We start from the raw sequence: 21,277 nt of genomic DNA, 5'->3' as shown, positions 1-21,277 counted from the left end.
GCTAAGTAAAATCGATAAACTTTGTCGTCAGGAACAGAAGGGGTTATCGACAGCTCTCTCGCTGAGTCCGCTCGAAAACAGCGGACATTGCGGACTCATCCGACTCCGGGGCTCCCGGCCAGACTGGAGTTGGGGTCAAAACAGTTTCGTTCAAGAATGGTCGAACGGCTTTTTATGCGCAGACTGCGGAGCCCTTGAGCGAAGGAGGGCCTCCCCGAATGCGTATCCTTTTGTCGACCTACGGGTCCCGCGGCGACGTCGAACCCATGGCGGCCCTCGCCGTGCAGCTGCAGGCGCTGGGCGCCGAGGCGATCGTTTCCGCGCCGCCGGATCAGGAGTTCGTCGATCTGCTGGCCCGGGCCGGCGCGCCGCTGGCGCCGACCTTCACGCCGGTGCGCGAATGGATCGAGGCGGCGAAGCAGCGGCCGGCCGACGGCATCCCCCAGCACGCAGCCCGGATGATCGGGGCGCAGTATGAAGCGATCGCCGCCGCCGCAGCGGGCTGCGACGCCATCGTGGCCACCGGTCTGCTTCCCTCGGCCGCCGCTGCACAGTGCGTGGCCGAAAAGCTGGGCCTTCCCTACCGCCACGTGACCTTCTGCCCGCTGTTCCTGCCCTCGCACCACCACCGGCCCTATCCCTACCCCGGTCACCCCCACCCGCCGGAGGTGACCGATCCGCGGGCGCTGTGGGACCTGAACATCGGGGTCATGAACGCCCTGTTCGGCGAGGCGGTAAATGGCCTTCGCGCTTCGATCGGTCTGCCGACGGTGGACAATGTCCGCGACCACGTCTTCACGGATCGCCCGTTTCTGGCGTCCGATCCGGTTCTGTGGTCGTGGGAGCCGACAGACCTCTGCGGCGCGGTCCAGACCGGGGCATGGATCCTGCCGGACGCGCGGCCGCTGCCCGCCGATCTGGAGGCCTTCCTCGAAGACGGCGCGTCGCCCGTCTATGTCGGCTTCGGCAGTATCGCCCTGCCGTCCACGCGGGAGGCCGCCCGGATCGCGATCGAGGCGGCCCGGGCGTCGGGCCGCCGCATCGTGCTCGCCCGCGGCTGGGTCGAGGCGGCGCCGCTCGACGACGGCCGCGACGTCTTCCTGACCGGAGACGTCAACCAGCAGGCCCTGTTCCGCCGCGTCGCCGCCGTCGTTCACCACGGCGGCGCGGGCACGACGACCACCGCGGCCCGTGCGGGCGCGCCGCAGGTGATCGTGCCCCAGATCGCGGACCAGCCCTACTGGGCCGGCCGGGTGGCTGGCCTGGGCGTCGGCGCCGCGCACGAGGGTCCGACGCCGACCCTTGAGTCGCTGACGGCCGCCCTCGAAATCGCGCTCGTGCCGGAGACCCGCGCCCGCGCGACCGCCCTGTCCGGCGCGATCCGGCCCGACGGGGCGGAGACGGCCGCCAAGCTGTTGCTGGCCGAGCTCTAGGCGTCGGCCTCGGCCAGCCACCGCATCCGGCAGGCCATCATCGCCGTCTCGCCCAGCCGGTCGACCAGCCGCCAGTTGACCACCGCCCCGATCGGCGCGCCGACGACGGGGATCAGCTGGGCCAGTTTGGCGAGGTCGATGTAATCCCGATACTCGATCTGGAACCTGCGCCAATCGTAGTCGGTGATCGCCTGCGGCTGGTCGACGCCGGCGATCCACGCCTCCAGCTGGGCCAGCGCCTCGGGCCGTCGTCTGGCGCTGGCGAAGGCCAGATGAAAGATGTGCAGCACGAACAACCGCTCGCGCACCGTGTCGCCGCCCCAGCCGTAGGCGCCGACCACGTCGCCCAGCATCCGCACCTTGATCGCCATCAGGGCCGGAAAGTCCGCCGCCGCCAGCACGAAGCCGCCCGCGCCCGCCACCCCGCCCTCGACCCCGGCGGTCGTGCGATAGGTCCGGATCATCGCCCGCGCCCGCAGTTCGCGCGCCGCCAGCGATCCCTCTGCGGTCGGACGCGCTGTGACCAGATCCGAGCCGAACAATATCCCCTTCGTCATCGCCTCCACGCCCGCGGTGACCATGGCGTGGACCCGCTCGGGGATGATGCGGTTGATCCGGTCCTGGGTCCCGCGCGTCGCCCTGTCCCACAGCCCGGGACGCTTCAGCACCTTCGCGCGCCACGCCTCGACCTCGGCGCGCACCGTGCGCTCGTCGACGACGGTGATCAGATCCGGCGGCGTGTCCCCGTCGGCGACGATTTCAGGCAGGCGGGACATGACGGTTCCGGGTGACGCGGCGTTACGGTTGCAGGCGAAAGCGAGCGGGTCTAGACCGCCGCCGACAGCGATACCGCATCGCACACCTTCCTCCCGGAGACGAAACCCTATGGCTCGCGCGAAGATCGCCCTTATCGGCGCCGGCATGATCGGCGGCACCCTGGCCCATGTGGCTGCGCGCGAAGCGCTGGGCGACGTCATCCTGTTCGACATCGCCGAAGGCACCCCCCAGGGCAAGGCGCTGGACATCGCCGAGGCCACCGCCGTCATCGGCACGGACGTTTCGCTGAAGGGCGCCAACGACTACGCCGACATCGCGGGCGCCGACGTCTGCATCGTCACCGCCGGCGTGCCGCGCAAGCCGGGCATGAGCCGCGACGACCTGATCGGCATCAATCTGAAGGTCATGAAGGCCGTCGGCGAGGGCATCAAGGCCCACGCCCCCAACGCCTTCGTCATCTGCATCACCAACCCGCTCGACGCCATGGTCTGGGCCCTGCAGAAATTCTCGGGCCTGCCGAGGGAGAAGGTCGTCGGCATGGCCGGCGTGCTCGACTCGGCCCGCTTTGCGTATTTCCTCGCTGAAAAGACCGGCGTCTCGGTGCAGGACATCCACGCCTGGACCCTGGGCGGCCACGGCGACGACATGGTGCCCATGGTGCGCCACTCGACCATCGGCGGCCTGCCCCTGCCCGATGCGGTCAAGGCCGGCTTCCTGTCGCAGGCCGAGCTCGACGCCATCGTCGACCGCACCCGCAAGGGCGGCGGCGAGATCGTCGCCCTGCTCAAGACCGGCTCGGCCTTCTACGCCCCGGCCGAGAGCGCCATCGCCATGGCGAAGAGCTATTTGCTGGACCAGAAGCGCGTCCTGCCCTGCGCCGTCTGGCTGTCGGGCGAATACGGCCTGAAAAACCTCTATGTCGGCGTCCCCGCCCTGATTGGCGCCGCGGGCGTCGAGAAGGTGGTCGAGTTCACCACCAACCACGAGGAAAAAGCCATGTTCGCCAAGTCGGTCGAGTCGGTGAACGGCCTGATCCAGGCCTGCAAGGACATCGACGGCTCGCTGGCCTAGGGCGCTATCGCTCGCGACGCGGTCGCTCGCTGCGTGAGCGCGATCCGCAACTGAACGTCAGGGCCCCGGAGCAATCCGGGGCCCTTTTCGTTCGCGCCGCACCTGCAGCCAGATCGCGTCCGCTCAGTCAGCAGCCTGACCGCCCCTTGACGCCGCCGCCCGGCGCTCCGATACTGATCCATATGGTTCAGTATACCCCAGCCCGCTTGGACGCCTCGTTCTCCGCGCTTTCGGACGCCACCCGACGCGGCGTTCTGGAGCAGCTCGGACGGTCGGACGCCTCGATCACCGAGCTGGCCGACAAATTCCACATGACCCTCACGGGCATGAAGAAGCACGTCGGCGTCCTCGAACATGCCGGGTTCGTCACGACGGAGAAGGTCGGGCGCGTGCGGCGGTGCAGGCTGGGCCTGCGCCGGCTCGAGGAAGAGGCCGCATGGATCGAGAACTACCGCCAGGTCTGGGCCGCGCGCTTCGACGCGTTGGACAGGGTTGTCGAGGACCTGAAACGCAAGGAGGAGACCGAATGACCAACCCCACAACGATCAAACGGACGTCCGACCGGGAGCTCGTCGTCACCCGTACCTTCGACGCCCCGCCGCGCATCGTGTTCGAGGCCTGGACCACGCCCGGGCTGATGAAGCAGTGGTGGGCGCCCCGCTCGATCGGCGTGCCCCTGCTGTCGTGCGAGATGGATGTCCGCACCGGCGGAGGCTATCGGCTCGCCTTTGGGCAGGACGAAGCCTCGTCCTTCGCCTTCTTTGGCAAATACCTCGAGGTGACGCCGCCCTCGCGTCTCGTCTGGACGAACGAGGAAGAGGAAGACGGCGCCGTGACCACGGTGACCTTCGAGGACCGGGACGGCGCGACGTTCCTGACGGTGCACGAGATCTACCCCTCGAAGGAAGCCTTCGAGGCCGGCCACGGGGCGGAGGAAGGGTTGGCCGAACAGTTCGCCCAGCTGGACGAACTGCTCGCCGGCCTTGTCGCCAAGGCCTGAAGGTCGGAAGAGACCGGCCCCGGATCGCTCCGGGGCCTTTTTTTCTATCGTCATCCTCCGGCGACCCCCGCGAAAGCGGAGGGAGACCGGGGGACCCAGCGGCGCCGAAGGCGATTTGTTCATGCACGCTGATTGACGACTGAGTCCGCGGCAGGTTCGCGCTCCCGCGCGCCGCTGGGTCCCCCGGTCTGCGCCGCGAAGACGCGGCTTGCGGGAGGATGACGAAAGTTATTGAGCCGCCGGACCCGCCGCCTGCGCCAGCCCCTGCGCGAACTGGCGCAGCATCTGCAGCCAGATCACGGTGGGTTCCTGAAGCTGCTCCGTCCCCGTCGCGGTCAGCACCACGTCATACTGGGCCACGGCGCCGGCCGTTTCGGGCGTCGCGCCCGGCACGAAGAAGGCCTTCAGATAGCGGTTGTCGCGGTTCCAGGCGTTGATCTGCTCGGCGGTGATCGGCCCCGAGAAGACGGCGCTGAACTGCACGTCGTCGCACAGGCCGGCGCCGGCGCAGTTGTAGAAGGTCAGGGTCCACGGCAGCGGCTGGTCGGCGATCGTCAGGGTCTGGGCCCCGCCCTCCGCCGCCGGCTCGGCCACCGAACCGCCCAGTCCGATCAGCCAGGTCCGGGCGTCGGCCACGACGACCCCCTTGGTCGCCGCCACCGGCGCGGCGGGCGCCGGCGCGGGGGTCTGGGCGAAGGCCGGCGAGGCGGCCCCGAGGGCGAGGGCGGCGAACAGGACGGGCAGGCGCATGACGGATCTCCGGGGACGGCGAACTCTGGACCGACGGGCCCAGCGGAATTGTGGCGGCGACCTTACGCCGTTCTTTCGCGCGCCAGCCACTCCGCGCCGGACATTTCGTTCAGACGCGACACCGTCCGCTCGAATTCGAAGGCTCCGACACCTTTGCGGTACAGCGCTTCCGGGGGCGCCTCGGCCAGCGCCACCAGCCGCGTCCCGGCCTCGTAGAGCGCGTCGACCAGCGTCACGAACCGCCGCGCCTCATGATGATTGGCCGGGCCCAGCACCGGCACGTCCTCGATGAACAGGGTGTGGAACCGGCCGGCGATGGCCAGGTAGTCCTGCGGCCCCAGCGCCGTCGCACACAGTTCCGCAAAGGTCGCCCTAGCAAGCCCGCCGTCGGTGCGTTCGATGACCACGTCGCGTCCCGTCACCTTCAGATGCGCCGGGCATTCGTCCTGATCGCCCTTCAGATCGGACCACAGGGCGTCGAACGCCGCCCGGTTGGCGTCGTCGGCGGGCGCGAACCAGACCCGGTCTCCCATCAGCCGGTCCAGCCGCCAGTCGCGCGCCCCGGCCACGGACATCACCTCGCAGCGCGCCTCGATCAGGTCAATGAACGGGGTGAACAGCTCACGGTTTACGCCGTTCAGATACAGCTGGTCCGGGGCCCGGTTGGACGTCACCGCCAGCACCACATTCTGCGCGAACAGGGCCTCGAACAGCCGGCCCAGGATCAGGGCGTCGGCGATGTCGGTGACCTGCAGCTCGTCGAAACACAGGAGCCGCGCCTCGGCCGCGATCAGATCGGCCACGGGTTTGATGGGATCGTCGCCTTTCGACTGGCCGAACACCCGCTTGCGCGTCTTTGCATCGCCCTCGCGCCACTGGCGGATCAGCCCGTGCACCCGGGCCATGAAGGCGTGGAAATGGGCCCGGGTCTTCCGCGGCTCGGGCGCGCAGGCGAAGAACAGGTCCATCAATATGGACTTGCCCCGGCCGGGCGGGCCCCACAGATAGACGCCGCGAACCTCGTTCTGGCCGAACAGTCCGGCCAGCGGGGCCTTTTTCCGCAGGTCCTTCTCCAGCCGCGACAGGGCCTCGACCACCGGAACCTGCGACGGATCGGGCGTCAGCCGGCCGTCGGCCAAACGACGGTCATAAGCGGTGCGTATGCGTGAGGGCATCGTTCTCGGGCTTAGCGGGGCCGGCTCTCGCTGAAAAGCGATTGCTTCGCGCCTGCGAAAGCCCACATAGGCAAACTACGTTCGGTCCGCCGGACATCCACACAACACCTGCCCTCAAGCAGCGAGCGACCGCGTCGCGAGCGTAGGGCGTCCGAAGGACACAACCAACATGGGCTATCGCGTCGCCGTCGTAGGCGCCACCGGCAACGTCGGTCGGGAAATGCTGAACATCCTCGAGGAGCTCAACTTCCCCGTCGAGACCATGCACGCCGTCGCCTCGCGCAAGTCCAAGGGCGTCGAGGTCTCCTGGGGCGACAAGACCATCAAATGCGAGGACATCGAACTGTTCGATTTCTCGACCGTCGACCTGGTGCTGATGAGCGCCGGCGGCGACGCCTCGCGCGCCTGGTCCGAGAAGATCGGCGCGGCCGGTCCCATCGTCATCGACAATTCGTCCGCCTTCCGCATGGACCCGGACGTGCCCCTGATCGTGCCCGAGGTGAACCCGGACGACATCAAGCTGGCGAAGAAGAAGAACATCATCGCCAACCCCAACTGCTCGACGGCCCAGCTGGTCGTGGCCCTCAAGCCCCTGCATGACGCGGCGAAGATCAAGCGCGCCGTGGTCTCGACCTATCAATCGGTCTCGGGCGCCGGCAAGGCGGGCATGGACGAGCTGTGGAACCAGACCAAGGCCATCTACGGCCTCGGCGACGCGCGGCCGAAACTGTTCCCCAAGCAGATCGCCTTCAACGTCATCCCCTACATCGGGTCCTTCCTCGACGACGGCTACACCGACGAGGAAGCCAAGATGTGGAAGGAGACGCACAAGATCCTTGATCCCTCGATCAAGCTGACCGTCACCTGTGTGCGCGTGCCCGTCTTCGTCGGCCACTCCGAGTCCGTGAACCTCGAGTTCGACCGCCCCATCTCGCCCGACGAAGCCCGCGCCATCCTGCGCGAGGCGCCCGGCGTCATGGTCATCGATAAGCAGGAGCACGACGGCTACATCACCCCCGTCGACGCCGCCGGCGAGCACGCCGTCTACGTCAGCCGCATCCGCAAGGACCCGACCGTCGAGAACGGCCTGTCGCTGTGGATCGTCTCCGACAACCTGCGCAAGGGCGCGGCCCTGAACGCCGTCCAGATCGCCCAGCTGCTGGACGAGACGGGCATGATCAAACCGGCCTCGGGGTATCGAAGCATCACGGTCTGATCAGTCACCACCGTCACCCTCGGGCTTGACCCGAGGGCCGGACCATCCGCCGTCCGGTCTCAGGCGCGGCCCTCGTTCGCGGGGCCGCCCCGACACCCTCGTCGGCCCCACCTCTGATCCTCGGGTCAAGCCCGAGGATGACGGACGAAACGTATGACGACCCCGTCCGACAGTTCCCGCGCCGCCCTGCTGTCCGCCTTCGGCTGCTATGTGATGTGGGGCTTCATGCCCCTGCTGTTCATGGGCCAGCACGCGGTCGGCTTCGACGCGCTGGAGATCCTCGCCCATCGCGCCCTGTGGGCGGTGGCGGTCGCGAGCCTGCTGGTCTTCCTTGCCGGTCAGGGCGGTCAGGTCCGCGCGGCCCTGACCAATCCGAAGACCCTCGGCTGGCTGACGGCCTCGACCCTGCTGATCGGGATCAACTGGGGCGTCTACGTCTGGGCCACGACCCATGAGGCCACGCTGGAAGCCAGCCTCGGCTACTATATCAACCCCCTGCTCAACATGGTCGTGGGGCTGTGGCTGTTCCGCGAGAAGATCGACCGCTGGGGCTGGATCGCCATTGGCCTGGCCGCCGTGGGCGTGCTGTTCCAGGCCCTGGCCCTCGGCCGCCCGCCGTGGATCTCCCTGATCCTCGCCTTCAGCTTCGCCAGCTACGGCGTGATCCGCAAACGCGTCCCCATCGACGCCCAGGCCGGCCTGCTGATCGAATGCCTGCTGCTGGTCCCGTTCGGCCTCGCCTGGGTTGTCTGGCTGCAGCACACCGGCGCCGGCGTGGCTTTCGACAGTCCGGTCAATACCGCCTGGGCCCTGCTGAACGGCCCGGCCACCGTCCTGCCGCTGGCCCTGTTCGCCTGGTCGGCGCGGCGGCTGCCGCTGTCGACCATCGGCTTCATCCAGTTCCTCGCCCCGACGCTGCAGTTCGCGGTCGGCGTCTGGGCCGGCGAGGCGTTGACGCCCCTGCGCGTGGTCAGCTTCGCCTTCATCTGGGGCGGCGCGGGGGTCTTCGCCGCGGCGGCGCTCCTGCGTCACCGCGCGGCGCGGCGCGCCCTGAAGGACAGCTTGCCGGCCTGACGGGCCGGAGGCTGGTTTCGCTGGCGCACCCGACAGGATTCGAACCTGTGACCCCTGCCTTCGGAGGGCAGTACTCTATCCAGCTGAGCTACGGGTGCGTCGGCGCGAAACGCCGGACGAAGGGCCTTACAGCAGGACCGCGCCGCCCTCAATCCCGAATGCGCGCCGATGCGCCCGTCCCGAACCAAAGCCGTCCCGGACGATTTACACGGTTCCGGCCCGGCCCGCCGTGATCTAGCGTGCGCCCGCTTCGCCGATGGAGGTCCCGATGCGCGCCTTTCTGCTTGGACTGCTGATGCTGGTGGGCGCCTGCGTCACAGCGCCGGCCCCGGCGGCCGATCCGTCCGGTGACAGCCTGGACGCTATCGCCCGGGACTATGTCGCCCTGATCCTCGAGATCGGCGAGCGCGAGCCGGGCTATGTCGACGCCTATTACGGGCCCGCCGAATGGCAGGAAGCGGCCAAAGCCAGCCCGCGCACCGTGCCCCAGCTGATCCAGGGCGCCGCGACCCTGACCGATCGTCTGAACGCCATCCCGACCCGCGGCGTCGAGCCCGTCGTCGTCCAGCGCCGCAAATATTTGCTGGCCCATGTCTCGGCCGCCTCGGCGCGGCTGCGCATGCTGTCAGGCGAAAAGATGAGCTTCGCCGACGAGGCCGGGGCCCTGTTCGGCATCCGCCCCGAACTTCTCCCGCTGTCGACTTACGATCCGATCCTGGCCGAGATCGACGCCCTGCTGCCGGGCCCCGGCTCCCTGACCGACCGGGTCACGGCCTTCAAGGCGCACTACGTCATTCCGAAGGACCGGCTCCAGCCGGTGATGGACGCCGCCATCGCCGAGTGCCGCCGCCGCACCGTCCGCCACATCGACCTGCCGGCCAATGAGCGGTTCACCCTCAGCTTCGTCGGCGACAAGCCGTGGTCGGGGTACAACTACTACCTCGGCGACGCGGCCAGCCGGATCGAGATCAACGCCGACTTCCCCATCTATACCGAGCGGGCGATCGATCTGGGCTGCCACGAGGGCTACCCCGGCCACCACGTCTACAACGCCCTGCTGGAAAAGACCTTCGTGCGCGACCGCAACTGGGTCGAGATGAGCGTCTATCCGCTGTTCAGCCCCATGTCCTTCGTGGCCGAGGGCAGCGCCAACTACGGCGTCGACCTGGCCTTCCCGGGCGACGAGGGCACGGCGTTCGAACGCGATGTCCTCTATCCCCTCGCCGGTCTGGACCCCTCCACGGCGGAGAAGAAGGCCCGTCTGGGCGTCCTGCAGCGCCGTCTGGCGCGCGCCGAATACACCATCGCCGACGACTGGCTGTCGGGACGGGTGGGGCGCGACGAGACCATCGCCCGCCTGTCGAAATACACCCTCGCCGAGCCGGCCAAGGCCGCCCAGCGTCTGCGCTTCATCGACACCTACCGCAGCTACATCATCAACTACGGCCTCGGCCGCGACGTGGTCCAGGCCTGGGTCGAACGCCAGGGCCCGAACCGCTGGGACGGCATGGAGACCCTGTTGTCCAGCCAGATCCTGCCCGCCGACCTGCTGCCGTAGTCCATGCCCGAGCTTCCCGAGGTCGAAACCGTCCGCCGCGGCCTTGAACCGGTCCTGACCGGGGCGCGCCTGACCCGCGTGCGCCAGAACCGGCCCGACCTGCGCCTTCCCTTTCCCGACCGGTTCGTCGACCGGCTGGAAGGGGCGACGGTCGAGCGCATCGACCGGCGGGCCAAATATCTGCTGGCGCCCCTGTCGACCGGCGAGACCTGGGTCACCCACCTGGGCATGACCGGCCGCTTCACTCTCGACGGCGAACAGCTGGGCGAGTTCGAGGAACCGGCCCCCGTCGCGGGCAAGCACGAGCATGTCAGCCTGTGTGCGGTGAAGGGCGGGGCGATCACCCGCCTCGGCTTCGCCGACGCGCGCCGCTTCGGCTTCATGGGTCTGATCCCGACTGGCGAGGTCGATGCCCATCCATGGTTCGCCGGCCTCGGACCCGAACCCCTCGGCAACGGCTTTTCCGGCGCGCATCTGGCCGAGGCCTTCGCGGGCAAGAAGCAGAGCATCAAGGTCAGCCTGCTGGACCAGCGCATCGTCGCGGGCCTGGGCAACATCTATGTCTGCGAGGCCCTGTACCGCGCCCGCATCTCGCCCCTGACCCCGGCGGGCAAGGTGTCAAAGCCCCGGCTCGAAACCCTCGCCGCGGTGGTCCGCGACGTGCTCAACGACGCCATCGCCGCCGGCGGTTCGACGCTGAAGGATTTCGCCAACGCCGACGGCGGGCAGGGTTATTTCCAGCACCGCTTCGACGTCTACGGCCGCGAGGGCAAGCCGTGCCTCGGCGCCAGCTGCACCGGCGTGGTCAAGCGCACCGTCCAGGGCGGGCGTTCGACCTTCTGGTGCCCGTCCTGCCAGAAGCGCTGACCATGCCGATCCACATCGCCCTCCTGCGCAGCGTCGTCATCAACGGCCGCCGGGTGAAAGGCGAGGAGGCGAGGGGACTGGCCGCAGCCGTCGGCGGGACGGACGTGCGCTCGGTCGGCGCCACCGGCAATCTGCTGTTCAGATCGCGCAAGGCGCCGGCGACGCTCCAGCGCGAGCTCGAGGCCGCCTGCGCCGACTTGTACGGCCAACCCACCGAAATGATCGTCAAGACGGCCGACCAGTGGCGCGCCCTGATGAAGGCCAATCCCTTTGCCGACCGGTCGGAGACCTCGCCCGCGCGCGTCCTCGTCTGGGCCATGCGCGACCCCCTGCCCGACAGCGGCCTCGATCAGCTGCGCCGCCGCGCGGCCGCCGACGAGGCGGTGGAGCGCACGACATCCGGCGACATCTATATGTGGTTCGGCGGCGACGACCCGAACACCTCAAAGCTGCCGGCCGGGTTCGGCCTGAAGTCTCTGGACGCCGTCGGGACCAACCGCAACTGGAACACCGCGCAGAAGATCACCGCCGCGCTCGACGAAATGGAGGCCGCATGATCCACCGCATCATCCTGTTCCGCGGCATGAACACCGGCGGCGTCCGCGCGCCCGTCGGCGAGCAGCGGGCGATGGCCGAGGCCATGGGGCTGAAAAACCCGCGCACCCTCGCCGCCAGCGGCAATCTGGTCGTCGAAAGCGGCAAGGCCGCCGCCGCCCTCGAGGCCGACATCGAAGCCGCCATGGAAAAGACCTTTGGCCTCAAGGTCGCCGCCATGGTCCGCACCCCCGACCAGTGGGCCAGGCTGATCGCCGCCAACCCCTTCCCGAAGGAGGCCGCCGCCCACCCCGCCAAGGTCGTCGCCATGGTGATGAAGGAGGGGATCAGGCCCGGCGGGCTGGAGGCGGCCCAGGCCCTCGCCCGCAATGGCGAACGCGTCGAGGCCGTGGACGACGTCCTGTTCTTCTGGTTTCCCGACGGTCAGGGCCAGTCCGAGATCTTCAAAAAGGCCACGCCGCGCATGCTGGGCATGGGCACCGGCCGCAACTGGAACACCGTTCTCAAACTCGCGGATATGGTAGGGCTTGAGGCCTAGGACGGCTCCCGCCGGCCCAACCACAGGACGATCATGCGCAAGCCCCTGATGCTGACCGCCGCCGCCCTGGCGCTGGCCGCCTGTTCGCCGGCCGCGGAACCTTCCGAAGCGCCCCGGGCGACCGCCGTCGCCGCGACTCCGGCCGGCCAGACGCCGGAAGGGTTCGTGCGGTCGCTCTACAGCGAGGACGAGTATCCGGGCGGCGACGAAAGCGCGATCTGGTCGGCCCGCACCCGGGCCCTGCTGGCCGAGAGCGACCGGCTGACGCCCGAAGGCGACGTCGGCTTCTTCGAGGCCGACCCGATCTGCGACTGTCAGGACGGCACGCCGGTCCTGCAGTCGGCGACCGCGACCTCGACCGGGCCGCAAAGCGCGGACGTGGCCGTCGCCCAGGGCTTCGCCGAGCCGGGCAACCCGGTCCACCGCAAGACCTACAACCTCGTCCTCGAGGACGGCCAGTGGCGCATCGACGACCAGCACTACGAGTTCATGGGACAGTTTCCGTACGAGCCGATGCTTCAGCGCCTGACTGCGTGGATCGCCGAAGCGAAGGCGGCTCCTGAGGCGAAGTCGTGACCGAACCCTCCAACTTCCGGCCTCGGTGGGCCGTCAAGCTGGTCAAGGACACGAAGATCGAACCCGAGGTGTGGGTGATGTACAAGGTCGTGGGCGTCATCCTCGTCGTCCTCATCATCTGGACGATAGCGGCAAGGCTCTAGTCGGCGGGCTGTGCGCCGGTTTGTCAAAGACACAATGTCCATACTCGCCCGGCCTCGAGGCCGCCTTCCGCATCGCCGAGGTCTTCGGCGTGGAGATCACCGAGGTGTTCCAGTGGAAGGCGTGAGGCGCTAGACCAGCCGCGAACACGCGGAGCGCACCCCATGGCCGACAGCTATTCCACCCTGCTCATCGAACGCCACGCCGACGGCTATGCGGTGGTGACCCTGAACCGGCCCGAGGCGCTGAACGCCCTCAACTCCCAACTCTTCAAGGATCTGGCCGCCTTTCTCGACACGGTCGAGCATGACGACGCGGTGCGTTGCCTGATCCTGACCGGCTCGGGCGACAAGGCCTTCGCCGCCGGCGCGGACATCAAGGAGATGTCGGACCAGTCCTACGCCGACATGTACAAGGCCAATTTCTTCGCCCTCGGCCACGATCGCATCGTCCGCTTCCGCAAGCCGGTCATCGCCGCGGTCAACGGCTTCGCCCTGGGCGGCGGCTGCGAGCTGGCCATGCTGTGCGACTTCATCGTCGCCTCGGACAAGGCCAAATTCGGCCAGCCCGAGATCAACCTCGGCGTCGCCCCCGGCATCGGCGGCTCCCAGCGCCTGACCCGACTGGTCGGCAAGTCCAGGGCCATGGACATGGTCCTGACCGCACGGATGATGGACGCCGCCGAGGCCCTGACGTCCGGCCTCGCCAGCCGCGTCGTCCCGCATGAGACCCTGCTGGACGAGGTCCGCAAGATCGCCGCGAAGATCGCCTCGCAAAGCCCGCTGGCCGTCATGGCCAACAAGGAGATGGTCAACGCCGCCCTCGAGACCACCCTGACCCAGGGCGTCCAGTTCGAACGCCGCCTGTTCCACAGCCTGTTCGCCTTTGAGGACCAGAAGGAGGGGATGGCGGCCTTCGTGGAGAAGCGGAAGCCGGTGTTTACCGGGCGGTAGGCGTCCCGCCTAGGCGGGGCTGAAGTACAGCGTTGTGCGCATGTCCCCGGCGCTGCCCCGGGACCCGGGCCCCAGCCGGACAATGACAGGATTGGCGACATGGCGGATGACGCCCTGCGAATCCCGGACCTCGCCCGTCAGCGTATAGGACCGGTTGCCTTCGCCCAGGCCCGGGAACTGGTCGGCGGTCAGCGGAATGCTTACAGTCCGCGCCCGACGGCGATCCGAGCCACGCGCGAAGGTTTGAGCCAGGATTCCGCTGCGGTCGGCGAGGGCGACGCGCACCTCGTCGCCGGGGCCGATGTTCGCGCCGCCCAGCGCCAGTTCGACCGGCATCTCCACGACCACGTCCGGGGCAGCCGCCTCCGCCCGGCCGGTCCCGCAGGGATAGGCCCGGACCAGTGCGGTCAGCGCCAGACTGGACGCGGTGTCGCCCGCACGGACCGGTCCGCGTGCGATCTCGGCCTTGCCGCGCGCGACCAGGGCTCCGAGAGCGGCGCGCCGGGCGGCCTCATCACCCTGTTCCAGACTGGCCGGCGGACAGAAACCGTTTCCGGGTGCGTTTTCGAGCTGGGCGAACATCACGCCCGCACACAATCCTTGATCGCCGGGGTCCCGCGAGGCGCACAGCGACTGATAGCGCGCGGCGGAAACCCGGCGATATCGGTTCTCCGGCTCCTGCCGCGGCGCGGAGACCGCGCCCTCGAAGACCAGCCAGCCGAAGGCCTCGCCCCTGTCGCCGCGCACCAGCATCGGCCGCGGCTGCGCCGCCTGGCGACTCAGGATCTCCCCGTCACGCGCAACGAGTTGCGCCACGAGGTCGGGCGAATGGCCTTCAGTGAAATAGATCGGATCGAGCTCGGCCGACACTTCATCGAGCGGGACGTTGGGCGACAGGTCAAAGCTCACGACGCGGCGGTGAACCGCCTCTCCCAGGCGCCGCACAAAGCGGACCTCCAGCTGGTCGCCGGCCCTGGCCTGGTAGTTCTCCGGATACTGGATCCTCAGCGAAACGCGCGTTGAGCGCGCGGGGAGCGACCGCTCCTCCGCCTGCGGGGCAGGGCGCCCTGTTCGCTCCATGTCGGTGGTGGAGACGCCATCGGAAGCTTCGACGAACCGCGTCGTGGGTTCACGTTGTGCGGCGACCGCCACCGAGCCGCCCGTGGCGACCCCCAGGAGGATGCAGCCCGCGACAGTGGCGGACAGGCGGTCGCGGCGACCGGCCGGAGCGACCGGATTCAGGACGGCTTTAAGGCGGTGCATGGTGGTGGTCCTTCCCGCGCCGGTGAAAGTCAGGGCCGGCAGGTCGCCGGAAACCTGCGGACCGGCGCGGTCCCGCAAGGCTTCGATCAGGGACCGGGCGTAGGCGCGTCTGGTTTCAGGCGCGGCCCCCGACAGGGCCAGGGCGTCGCACGCCTCTTCCCGGGCGGCGGCGCGCCGGGCGCGCAACAGCGGCATCAGCGGATTGACCGCCAGCAGCGCCAGCAGCGCCTCCTCGAGCCAGAGGGCGCGATGGTCGCCGCGCCTCAGATGCGCCAACTCGTGGGCGATCACAGCCTCGGCCGCGACCGCGTCCGCTCCGCCGGTCAGGCCGACGGGCAGGATCAGCCGCGCGCGTCCCAGACAGGCCAGAAGCGCCTCGGTGGTCGTCGCGCTGACGCCGACCCGGGGTGCGCGGATGTTCAGGTCGCGGGCCGCGCTCTCCACCATGGCCGCCACAGCCGGGTCGGCCGCCTCCGCCTCACGGACGATCCGGGCCAGCCTCCGGGCGCGAAGCGCCAGCGCCGCCAGCCGCCCGGCCGTGAGCAGGAATGCGATCGCCAGAATGACCCAGGCCGTCAGAACCGGGTCGAAGGAAAATGCGGGTGCGGGCGTGCTCGCCGCGATCTCCGCCGGAGTCGGAATAAGGGAGGGTGTCGTGTCGGCGGGGACTATCGGAACGTCGCGAACGGTCGGAGGCGTCAGCAGCAGCGAAGCGACCGCAAGCGGCGGCAGGGCGGGCAGGATCAGGGCGGCGCCCCAGACGCGGTCCCTCAACCGGGGATCGGCGCTCAGACCTTCGACAACCCGGCCGCCGACCCCGCCCAGGGCCGCGACGACGATCGACAGGCCGAGCGACAGGGCCAGCAGTTCGGGCGCGCCCATCAGCGGTCCTCCCCGTCAGCGTCGGGCGCGGCCAGGGCCGCTTCCAGTTCGGCGATGTCGTCCGCGTCGAGAATCTGGCTGCCCGAGAAGGCTGCGGCGGGCAGGGGTCCGTCCAGATCCAGAAGGGCGCCCAGCCGTTTCATCAGGCCGCCGATCACCGCCACCTTGGGCTGGGCCGTCGAATAGACCGCCATCCCGTGCACGTCGCGGCGGCTCAGCAGGCCCTTGGCCCGCATCCGCTCCAGCACCGTCCGCGTCGTGGACGACGTCCACCCCAGATCGCCCGCGATCCGGCCCTGCACCTCGCGCGCCGACAGGTCGCCGTCGCGCCAGAAGCATTTGAGGACGTCCAGTTCGGACTCGCTGGGGGCTGTGGGTTCGGCCATGATGCAGGTCTCACGCTCAATGTCGTGTGGACGCTACAATTGTAACCTATAGACGTCAACTGTCGTTGTGACCGCCCGTCGAAGCATGGCGGCAAGCGCGGTCCAGACTCGCCTTGCCTCCCCAACCCCTTTCCGCTATAGCCGCGCGCTCTTCGAGATTTCCCCGCCGTGGACCGTGCTCCGCGGCGTTTCCGTTCGTAAGGTTTGACTGATGGCCAACAATGCCGGCGCCAAGAAAGCGATCCGCAAGATCGCTGCCCGCACCGAAGTGAACAAGGCGCGCCGTACGCGCGTCCGCACCTTCCTGCGCAAATTCCAGGAAGCCGTCGTCGGCGGCGACGCCGGCGCGGCGAAGACCGCCTTCGTAGAGGCTCAGTCCGAGCTGATGCGCGCGGTTTCCAAGGGCGTGGTTCACAAGAACACCGGCTCGCGCAAGGTCGGCCGTCTGGCCGCCCAGCTCAAGAAAATGTCGGCTGCCTGACATAGGGGCCTGCTGACGGCCTTTCACAGGCCTGTCATGGTAAATACCAGCGATATCAACGGCGAGGGCGCGAACGCTTCCTCGCCGTTTGCACGTGTGCGGCTAACCGCTCAGGCGTGAATTGGCTCTCGCGCCTGTGGCGAAATACGGTTTTTCGTTGACTGTGTTTGGCTTTAGCGGAGTCAACAATTTTAAGTGCAAATCGAGTCGCGAATCAGCGTTGACGCCCCCCTCGCCGGGCGTAAGTTTGGGGCGCTGACGCACTTCCATCCCCACACGGATGAAGACGGCGCGGAACCTGTTTTCGTGTCGGCGTGAGACGCCTGTTCAAGAGTTCGACCCCACCCGCGCGGCGCCATCGCCACGCGGGACAGGAGAAGTCGTCCCGGTTCCAGGCGGTCTCGAAGAGGGTCGGCGGTGATGGTTTGAGCGGGTGGCTGATGTTTACGGGGAGCGCTGGAATGGCGGGGATGACGGATCCGGATCGTATCTGGACCGAGGCGGCGGGCCGTCTTCGCACGGAAATCGGCGAGGGGCCGTTCAGCTCCTATATCGCGCCGTCGGCCGTCCGCGCCGACGGTTCGGGCCAGCTGATCCTGGTCACGCCGACCGCCTACGCCCGCGACTGGGTGCGCAAGAACGCCCTGCGCCGCATGAATGAGCTGTGGCTCGGTCTGGACGGCCTGTCGCGCCGCCTCGACGTGCGCTGCCGCGCCGAGATGGGCTCGACCCCCTCGGCCTCCCAGGTCGCCGCCGGCCGCGCCGAGGGCGCCGCCGTCATCCCGCTCCAGCCCATTCCCATTCCCATGGCCACCGTGCCGCCGGTCGCCGACGGCGCCCGCGCCGTGCGCGCCGCCGGCCTGCAGGAGCGGCTGACCTTCGACAGCTTCGTGGAAGGGCAGGGCAACGCCTTCGCCCTGGCCATCGCCCGCCAGGCCGCCGCCTGGGCCGACGGCCATTTCAACCCGATCTTCTTCTGCGGCCCCTACGGCTACGGCAAGACCCACCTGCTCAACGCCATCGCCTGGGAGGCCCAGCGCCTGCGCCCCGACGCGAAGGTGGTCTATCTGACCGCCGAACGCTTCCTGTCGACCTTCGTGCGCGCCATGCAGGACCGCTCGACCGCGGCCTTCAAGGACAGCCTGCGCAGCGCCGACATGCTGCTGATCGACGACGTCCAGTTCGTCGGCGGCAAGACCTCGACCCAGGAGGAGCTGCTGTCGACGCTGACGGCCCTGATCGAGGACGGCAAGAAGATCGTCATCTCCGCCGACCGCCCGCCCATGGCCCTGACCGAGGTCGAGCCGCGCCTGCGCAGCCATCTGGCCTCGGGCCTGACCTGCCCGGTCGAGCCGGCCGACCGCGCCCTCAAGTTGGCCGTGGCCCGCAACCGCATCGAGGCTCTCGCCCGGCTCGGCGTCGTCTCGGGCGAGGCCCAGGCCGAGGTGCTGGAACACCTCGTCGACCGCACCCCCGGCTCGATGCGCGAGCTGGAGGGCGCGGTGAACACCCTGGCCGCCGTCGCCGGCGCCCGCCTGTCCTCGCTGAGCGTCGACGAGACCCAGGCCCTGCTCGGCTCGGCCCTGCGCGGCGGGCCCGAGCGCCGCATCACCGTCGATGAAATCCAGAAGACCGTCGCCGACCATTTCTCTCTGAAACAGGCCGATCTGCTCAGCGAGCGCCGCACCCGCGCTGTGGCCCGCCCGCGTCAGATCGCCATGTGGCTGTGCAAACAGCACACGACCCGGTCCTATCCCGACATCGGCCGGCGCTTCGGCGGGCGCGACCACACCACGGTCCTGCACGGCGTGCGCAAGATCGAGGAACTGATGGCCCTCGACGACCAGATCGCACGGGATGTCGAGACGCTGACGCGCAAGCTGAGGGGTTAGGGATCAGGAGTCAGGGCGTAGGAATTAGGGAACTCGGCAATCCTTGGAACAGGCGGAGACGCTTATCCACACATCGATGTGGCCGCGTCCCTAATCCCTACTCCCTACTCCCTACCCCCTTCCTTGCCCCGCCCGCTCAATCCGCTAGTGTCCAAGGCCCTCTATTCGCGGTGACGCTTTGAGTCGCCGCACCCCGGGCGAGACGACATGCAACTGACCATCGAACGATCCGCGCTTCTGAAGGCCCTCGGGCACGTGCAGAGCGTCGTCGAGCGCCGCAACACCATTCCGATCCTGTCCAACGTCCTGCTCAGCGCCGGACGCGACAAGCTCAGCTTCGCCGCCACCGACCTCGACATGGAGATGGTCGACGAGGCCGAGGCCCAGGTGAACGTCGAGGGCCAGATCACCGCCCCCGCCCACACCCTGTACGAGATCGTCCGCAAGCTGCCCGACGGCGCCGAGGTGTCGCTGTCCTACAACGGCGACGACCCCCGTCTGGTGGTCCAGGCCGGCCGCTCCAAATTCAACCTGCCGGTCCTGCCGGCCGGCGACTTCCCGGTCATGTCGACGGACACCTCGGGCACGCGCTTCACCCTGCCCAAGGAAGACCTCGCCCGGCTGATCGACAAGACCCGGTTCGCGGTCTCGACGGAGGAGACGCGCTACTATCTGAATGGCCTGTATCTCCACACCGTGGCCGAGAACGGCATTCCCCTGCTGCGCGCCGTCGCCACCGACGGCCACCGCCTGGCCCTGGCCGAGACCCCCGCGCCCGAGGGCGCCGCCGGCGGCCCCGGCGTCATCGTTCCGCGCAAGACCATCGACCAGGTCCGCCGCCTGCTCGACGACGGCTCCGGCCCGGTCGAGGTGATGGTCTCGCCGCAGAAGATCCGCTTCGAATTCGGCCAGGCGTCCCTGACCTCCAAGGTCATCGACGGCGCCTTCCCCGACTACATGCGCGTGATCCCCAAGGGGAACGACAAACAGGCCGACATCGACAACGCCCTGTTCGCCCAGGCCGTCGACCGTGTCGCCACCATTTCCGCTGAAAAGAGCCGCTCGGTGAAGCTGGCCTTCGAGCTGGATCGCGTGACCCTGACGGTGCGTAACATGGAGGCCGGGCAGGGGGTCGAGGAGGTCGAGATCGGCTATTCCGAAGAGCCCTTCGAGATCGGCTTCAACGCCCGCTATCTGCTGGACGTCGCCGGCCAGATCACCGGCGAGACGGCTCATTTCAAATTCGCCGACCCGGCCAGCCCGACGCTGGTGCTCGATCCGGGCGATCCCGGCGTCCAGTATGTGCTGATGCCGCTGCGGGTGTAGGCGCGCACAAAATTCCGCTCATCCCGGCGAAAGCCGGGACCCAGTGCTTTCGTGACGTACGGAGGTTCCGGTTGGCGTTCTTCACCTACATCGTCGCCAGCCGTCGGAACGGGACGCTCTATACTGGCTCGACCGACGACCTCGCTCGGCGCACCGCCGAGCATCGCGACAAGGTCCGGCGCGGCTTTGCGTCGAAACACGGCGCGACCATCCTCGTCTGGTACGAATGGCATGACAGCCGTGAGGCCGCCTTCCGCCGCGAGCGCCGGATCAAGGAATGGAAGCGGGCGTGGAAGCTGGAACTGATCGAGCGGACCAATCCCGGCTGGAACGATCTGTTCGAAACGCTCTTCTGAACCGCCGGTGTTCCTGCGAAAGAACTGGGTCCCGGCTTTCGCCGGGATGAACGGATTTTTTCGCGATCTTGATCACGACCCTCACCCTCACCGACTTCCGCTCCTATGCGAGCGCCACCCTGCCCCTCGCGGAGGGGTCGGTGGTGCTTCACGGGCCGAACGGGGCGGGCAAGACCAATCTGCTCGAGGCCCTCAGCCTGTTCACCCCCGGCAAGGGACTGCGCGGGGCTGCGGCGCCCGAGATGGGTCGGCGCGAACCGGGCGAGGCGAGCGGCCGGGCCTGGGCCGTCGCCGCCGTCCTGACCGACGGCGACGGCGAGACCAGACTGGGCACCGGCGTCCAGTCCGCCGGCGCCGCCCGCCGCATCGTCCGCATCGACGGCGAGACGGCCCAGCCCGGCCGCCTGCTCGACCATCTGCGCCCGGTCTGGGCCACGCCCGAGCAGGACCGGCTGTTCTCGGACGCCCGCGCCGCCCGGCTGCGCTTCTTCGACCGGCTGGTCTTCGCCGCGGACCCCGCCCACGCCGCCTCTGTCTCGGCCTATGAGAAGGCCCTGCGCGAACGTTTGCGCCTGCTGACCGAAGGCGCCGAGGGCCGGGCCGCCGACCCCCTGTGGCTCGACGCCCTGGAGATCCGGCTGGGCGAGGCGGGGGCCGCCGCCGCCCTCGCCCGCGCCGCCGCCCTGACCACCCTCCAGTCCGCCATCGACGCCCGGTCCGACCGGCCCTTCCCCCAGGCCGACCTCGGCCTGACCGGCGAGGCCGAGACGCTGGCCGCATCCGCCGCGGACGAGGCCGCCATCGCCGCCGTCATCCGCGAAGGCATGGCCCGCTCCCGCGCCCGCGACGCCGCCGCCGGCCGCTCCCTGTATGGCCCGCACCGCTCCGACCTGACCGCCCTGCACCGCGAGAAAAACCGCCCCGCCGCCGAGGGCTCCTCCGGCGAGCAGAAGGCGCTGGTCCTCAACCTGATCCTCGCCCAGATCACCCGCCTCGCGGATCAACCC

Annotated in this window: 23 protein-coding genes and 1 tRNA gene; 18 read left to right on the top strand and 6 right to left on the bottom strand. The window is 68.9% G+C overall.

Going from position 1 to position 21,277, the window contains the following annotated elements; translation table 11 throughout:
* Positions 1-218: 218 nt before the first annotated feature.
* Complete coding sequence (locus tag VN378_RS08945) at positions 219-1,433, top strand: glycosyltransferase (RefSeq protein WP_325743016.1); 1,215 nt, start codon at positions 219-221, stop codon at positions 1,431-1,433.
* Here VN378_RS08945 and VN378_RS08940 read toward each other — a convergent pair.
* Positions 1,430-2,209, bottom strand: coding sequence for an EcsC family protein (locus tag VN378_RS08940; RefSeq protein ID WP_325743014.1), 780 nt, complete (start codon positions 2,207-2,209; stop codon positions 1,430-1,432). The genes VN378_RS08945 and VN378_RS08940 overlap by 4 nt on opposite strands.
* Positions 2,210-2,318: 109 nt before the next feature.
* Between VN378_RS08940 and mdh the strand changes: the two genes are divergently transcribed.
* The 3 genes from mdh to VN378_RS08925 all read left to right on the top strand — a co-directional run bounded on the left by mdh (position 2,319) and on the right by VN378_RS08925 (position 4,281).
* Positions 2,319-3,281, top strand: a complete 963-nt coding sequence (gene mdh, locus VN378_RS08935; RefSeq protein ID WP_325743012.1) for a malate dehydrogenase — start codon at positions 2,319-2,321, stop codon at positions 3,279-3,281.
* Positions 3,282-3,463: 182 nt separating this feature from the next.
* Positions 3,464-3,811 (top strand): ArsR/SmtB family transcription factor, encoded by a 348-nt coding sequence (locus VN378_RS08930; protein ID WP_325743091.1) that lies wholly within the window; start codon positions 3,464-3,466, stop codon positions 3,809-3,811.
* Positions 3,808-4,281, top strand: coding sequence for an SRPBCC family protein (locus tag VN378_RS08925; RefSeq protein WP_325743010.1), 474 nt, complete (start codon positions 3,808-3,810; stop codon positions 4,279-4,281). Before VN378_RS08930 ends, VN378_RS08925 begins: the two co-directional genes overlap by 4 nt.
* Before the next feature lie 228 nt (positions 4,282-4,509).
* Here the strand turns inward: VN378_RS08925 and VN378_RS08920 are convergent, their stop codons facing one another.
* Together VN378_RS08920 and zapE are read right to left on the bottom strand one after the other, a co-directional pair.
* Positions 4,510-5,031 carry a YbjN domain-containing protein gene (locus VN378_RS08920; RefSeq protein WP_325743008.1) on the bottom strand — a complete coding sequence of 174 codons (522 nt, stop codon included), beginning with the start codon at positions 5,029-5,031 and terminating at the stop codon, positions 4,510-4,512.
* Between the two features lie 62 nt (positions 5,032-5,093).
* Complete coding sequence (gene zapE, locus VN378_RS08915; RefSeq protein ID WP_325743006.1) at positions 5,094-6,206, bottom strand: cell division protein ZapE; 1,113 nt, start codon at positions 6,204-6,206, stop codon at positions 5,094-5,096.
* Positions 6,207-6,375: 169 nt separating this feature from the next.
* Here zapE and VN378_RS08910 point away from each other — a divergent pair, with 169 nt between their 5' ends.
* Both VN378_RS08910 and rarD read left to right on the top strand, forming a co-directional pair.
* Entirely contained in the window at positions 6,376-7,422 is a 1,047-nt protein-coding gene (locus VN378_RS08910) for an aspartate-semialdehyde dehydrogenase (protein ID WP_325743004.1), read from the top strand.
* A 153-nt stretch (positions 7,423-7,575) separates the two neighbouring features.
* Positions 7,576-8,496, top strand: coding sequence for an EamA family transporter RarD (gene rarD, locus VN378_RS08905; protein ID WP_325743002.1), 921 nt, complete (start codon positions 7,576-7,578; stop codon positions 8,494-8,496).
* Positions 8,497-8,517: 21 nt separating this feature from the next.
* On the opposite strand, the gene VN378_RS08900 is transcribed toward rarD, so the two are convergent.
* A tRNA-Arg gene (locus tag VN378_RS08900) sits at positions 8,518-8,594 on the bottom strand.
* Between the two features lie 170 nt (positions 8,595-8,764).
* Between VN378_RS08900 and VN378_RS08895 the strand changes: the two genes are divergently transcribed.
* The 7 genes from VN378_RS08895 to VN378_RS08865 all read left to right on the top strand — a co-directional run bounded on the left by VN378_RS08895 (position 8,765) and on the right by VN378_RS08865 (position 13,684).
* On the top strand, positions 8,765-10,054 hold the full coding sequence (locus VN378_RS08895; protein WP_325743000.1) for a hypothetical protein: 1,290 nt from the start codon (positions 8,765-8,767) through the stop codon (positions 10,052-10,054).
* Positions 10,055-10,057: 3 nt separating this feature from the next.
* Positions 10,058-10,921, top strand: coding sequence for a bifunctional DNA-formamidopyrimidine glycosylase/DNA-(apurinic or apyrimidinic site) lyase (mutM, locus tag VN378_RS08890; RefSeq protein WP_325742999.1), 864 nt, complete (start codon positions 10,058-10,060; stop codon positions 10,919-10,921).
* A gap of 2 nt (positions 10,922-10,923) precedes the next feature.
* A complete protein-coding gene (locus VN378_RS08885) occupies positions 10,924-11,478 on the top strand; it encodes a DUF1697 domain-containing protein (RefSeq protein ID WP_325742997.1) in 555 nt (184 codons plus the stop codon).
* Positions 11,475-12,014 (top strand): DUF1697 domain-containing protein, encoded by a 540-nt coding sequence (locus VN378_RS08880; protein WP_325742995.1) that lies wholly within the window; start codon positions 11,475-11,477, stop codon positions 12,012-12,014. Before VN378_RS08885 ends, VN378_RS08880 begins: the two co-directional genes overlap by 4 nt.
* 33 nt (positions 12,015-12,047) lie before the next feature.
* Positions 12,048-12,590 (top strand): DUF3828 domain-containing protein, encoded by a 543-nt coding sequence (locus VN378_RS08875; RefSeq protein WP_325742993.1) that lies wholly within the window; start codon positions 12,048-12,050, stop codon positions 12,588-12,590.
* Positions 12,587-12,733, top strand: a complete 147-nt coding sequence (locus VN378_RS08870) for a hypothetical protein (protein ID WP_325742991.1) — start codon at positions 12,587-12,589, stop codon at positions 12,731-12,733. Before VN378_RS08875 ends, VN378_RS08870 begins: the two co-directional genes overlap by 4 nt.
* A gap of 162 nt (positions 12,734-12,895) precedes the next feature.
* Positions 12,896-13,684, top strand: coding sequence for an enoyl-CoA hydratase-related protein (locus tag VN378_RS08865; protein WP_325742989.1), 789 nt, complete (start codon positions 12,896-12,898; stop codon positions 13,682-13,684).
* A gap of 9 nt (positions 13,685-13,693) precedes the next feature.
* Here the strand turns inward: VN378_RS08865 and VN378_RS08860 are convergent, their stop codons facing one another.
* Both VN378_RS08860 and VN378_RS08855 read right to left on the bottom strand, forming a co-directional pair.
* Positions 13,694-15,829: a M56 family metallopeptidase gene (locus tag VN378_RS08860; protein ID WP_325742987.1), complete on the bottom strand. Its 2,136-nt coding sequence runs from the start codon at positions 15,827-15,829 to the stop codon at positions 13,694-13,696.
* Positions 15,829-16,215 carry a BlaI/MecI/CopY family transcriptional regulator gene (locus VN378_RS08855; RefSeq protein WP_325742985.1) on the bottom strand — a complete coding sequence of 129 codons (387 nt, stop codon included), beginning with the start codon at positions 16,213-16,215 and terminating at the stop codon, positions 15,829-15,831. Before VN378_RS08855 ends, VN378_RS08860 begins: the two co-directional genes overlap by 1 nt.
* Before the next feature lie 211 nt (positions 16,216-16,426).
* Here VN378_RS08855 and rpsT point away from each other — a divergent pair, with 211 nt between their 5' ends.
* From rpsT to VN378_RS08830, 5 genes are all read left to right on the top strand, one after another.
* Positions 16,427-16,696: a 30S ribosomal protein S20 gene (rpsT, locus tag VN378_RS08850; protein ID WP_325742983.1), complete on the top strand. Its 270-nt coding sequence runs from the start codon at positions 16,427-16,429 to the stop codon at positions 16,694-16,696.
* 440 nt (positions 16,697-17,136) lie between these two features.
* Positions 17,137-18,588: a chromosomal replication initiator protein DnaA gene (gene dnaA / locus VN378_RS08845; protein WP_414642233.1), complete on the top strand. Its 1,452-nt coding sequence runs from the start codon at positions 17,137-17,139 to the stop codon at positions 18,586-18,588.
* A gap of 207 nt (positions 18,589-18,795) precedes the next feature.
* Positions 18,796-19,914, top strand: a complete 1,119-nt coding sequence (gene dnaN / locus VN378_RS08840) for a DNA polymerase III subunit beta (protein WP_325742979.1) — start codon at positions 18,796-18,798, stop codon at positions 19,912-19,914.
* Positions 19,915-19,985: 71 nt separating this feature from the next.
* Positions 19,986-20,270: a GIY-YIG nuclease family protein gene (locus VN378_RS08835; RefSeq protein WP_325742977.1), complete on the top strand. Its 285-nt coding sequence runs from the start codon at positions 19,986-19,988 to the stop codon at positions 20,268-20,270.
* A 68-nt stretch (positions 20,271-20,338) separates the two neighbouring features.
* Positions 20,339-21,277, top strand: a 939-nt coding sequence (locus VN378_RS08830) for an AAA family ATPase (RefSeq protein ID WP_325742975.1), incomplete at its 3' end; no start/stop codon positions are given.

The sequence above is a fragment of the Brevundimonas sp. genome (assembly GCF_035561115.1).
In the GTDB taxonomy this organism is placed as follows: Bacteria; Pseudomonadota; Alphaproteobacteria; order Caulobacterales; family Caulobacteraceae; genus Brevundimonas.
This window is presented reverse-complemented; position numbering and strand designations above follow the sequence as displayed.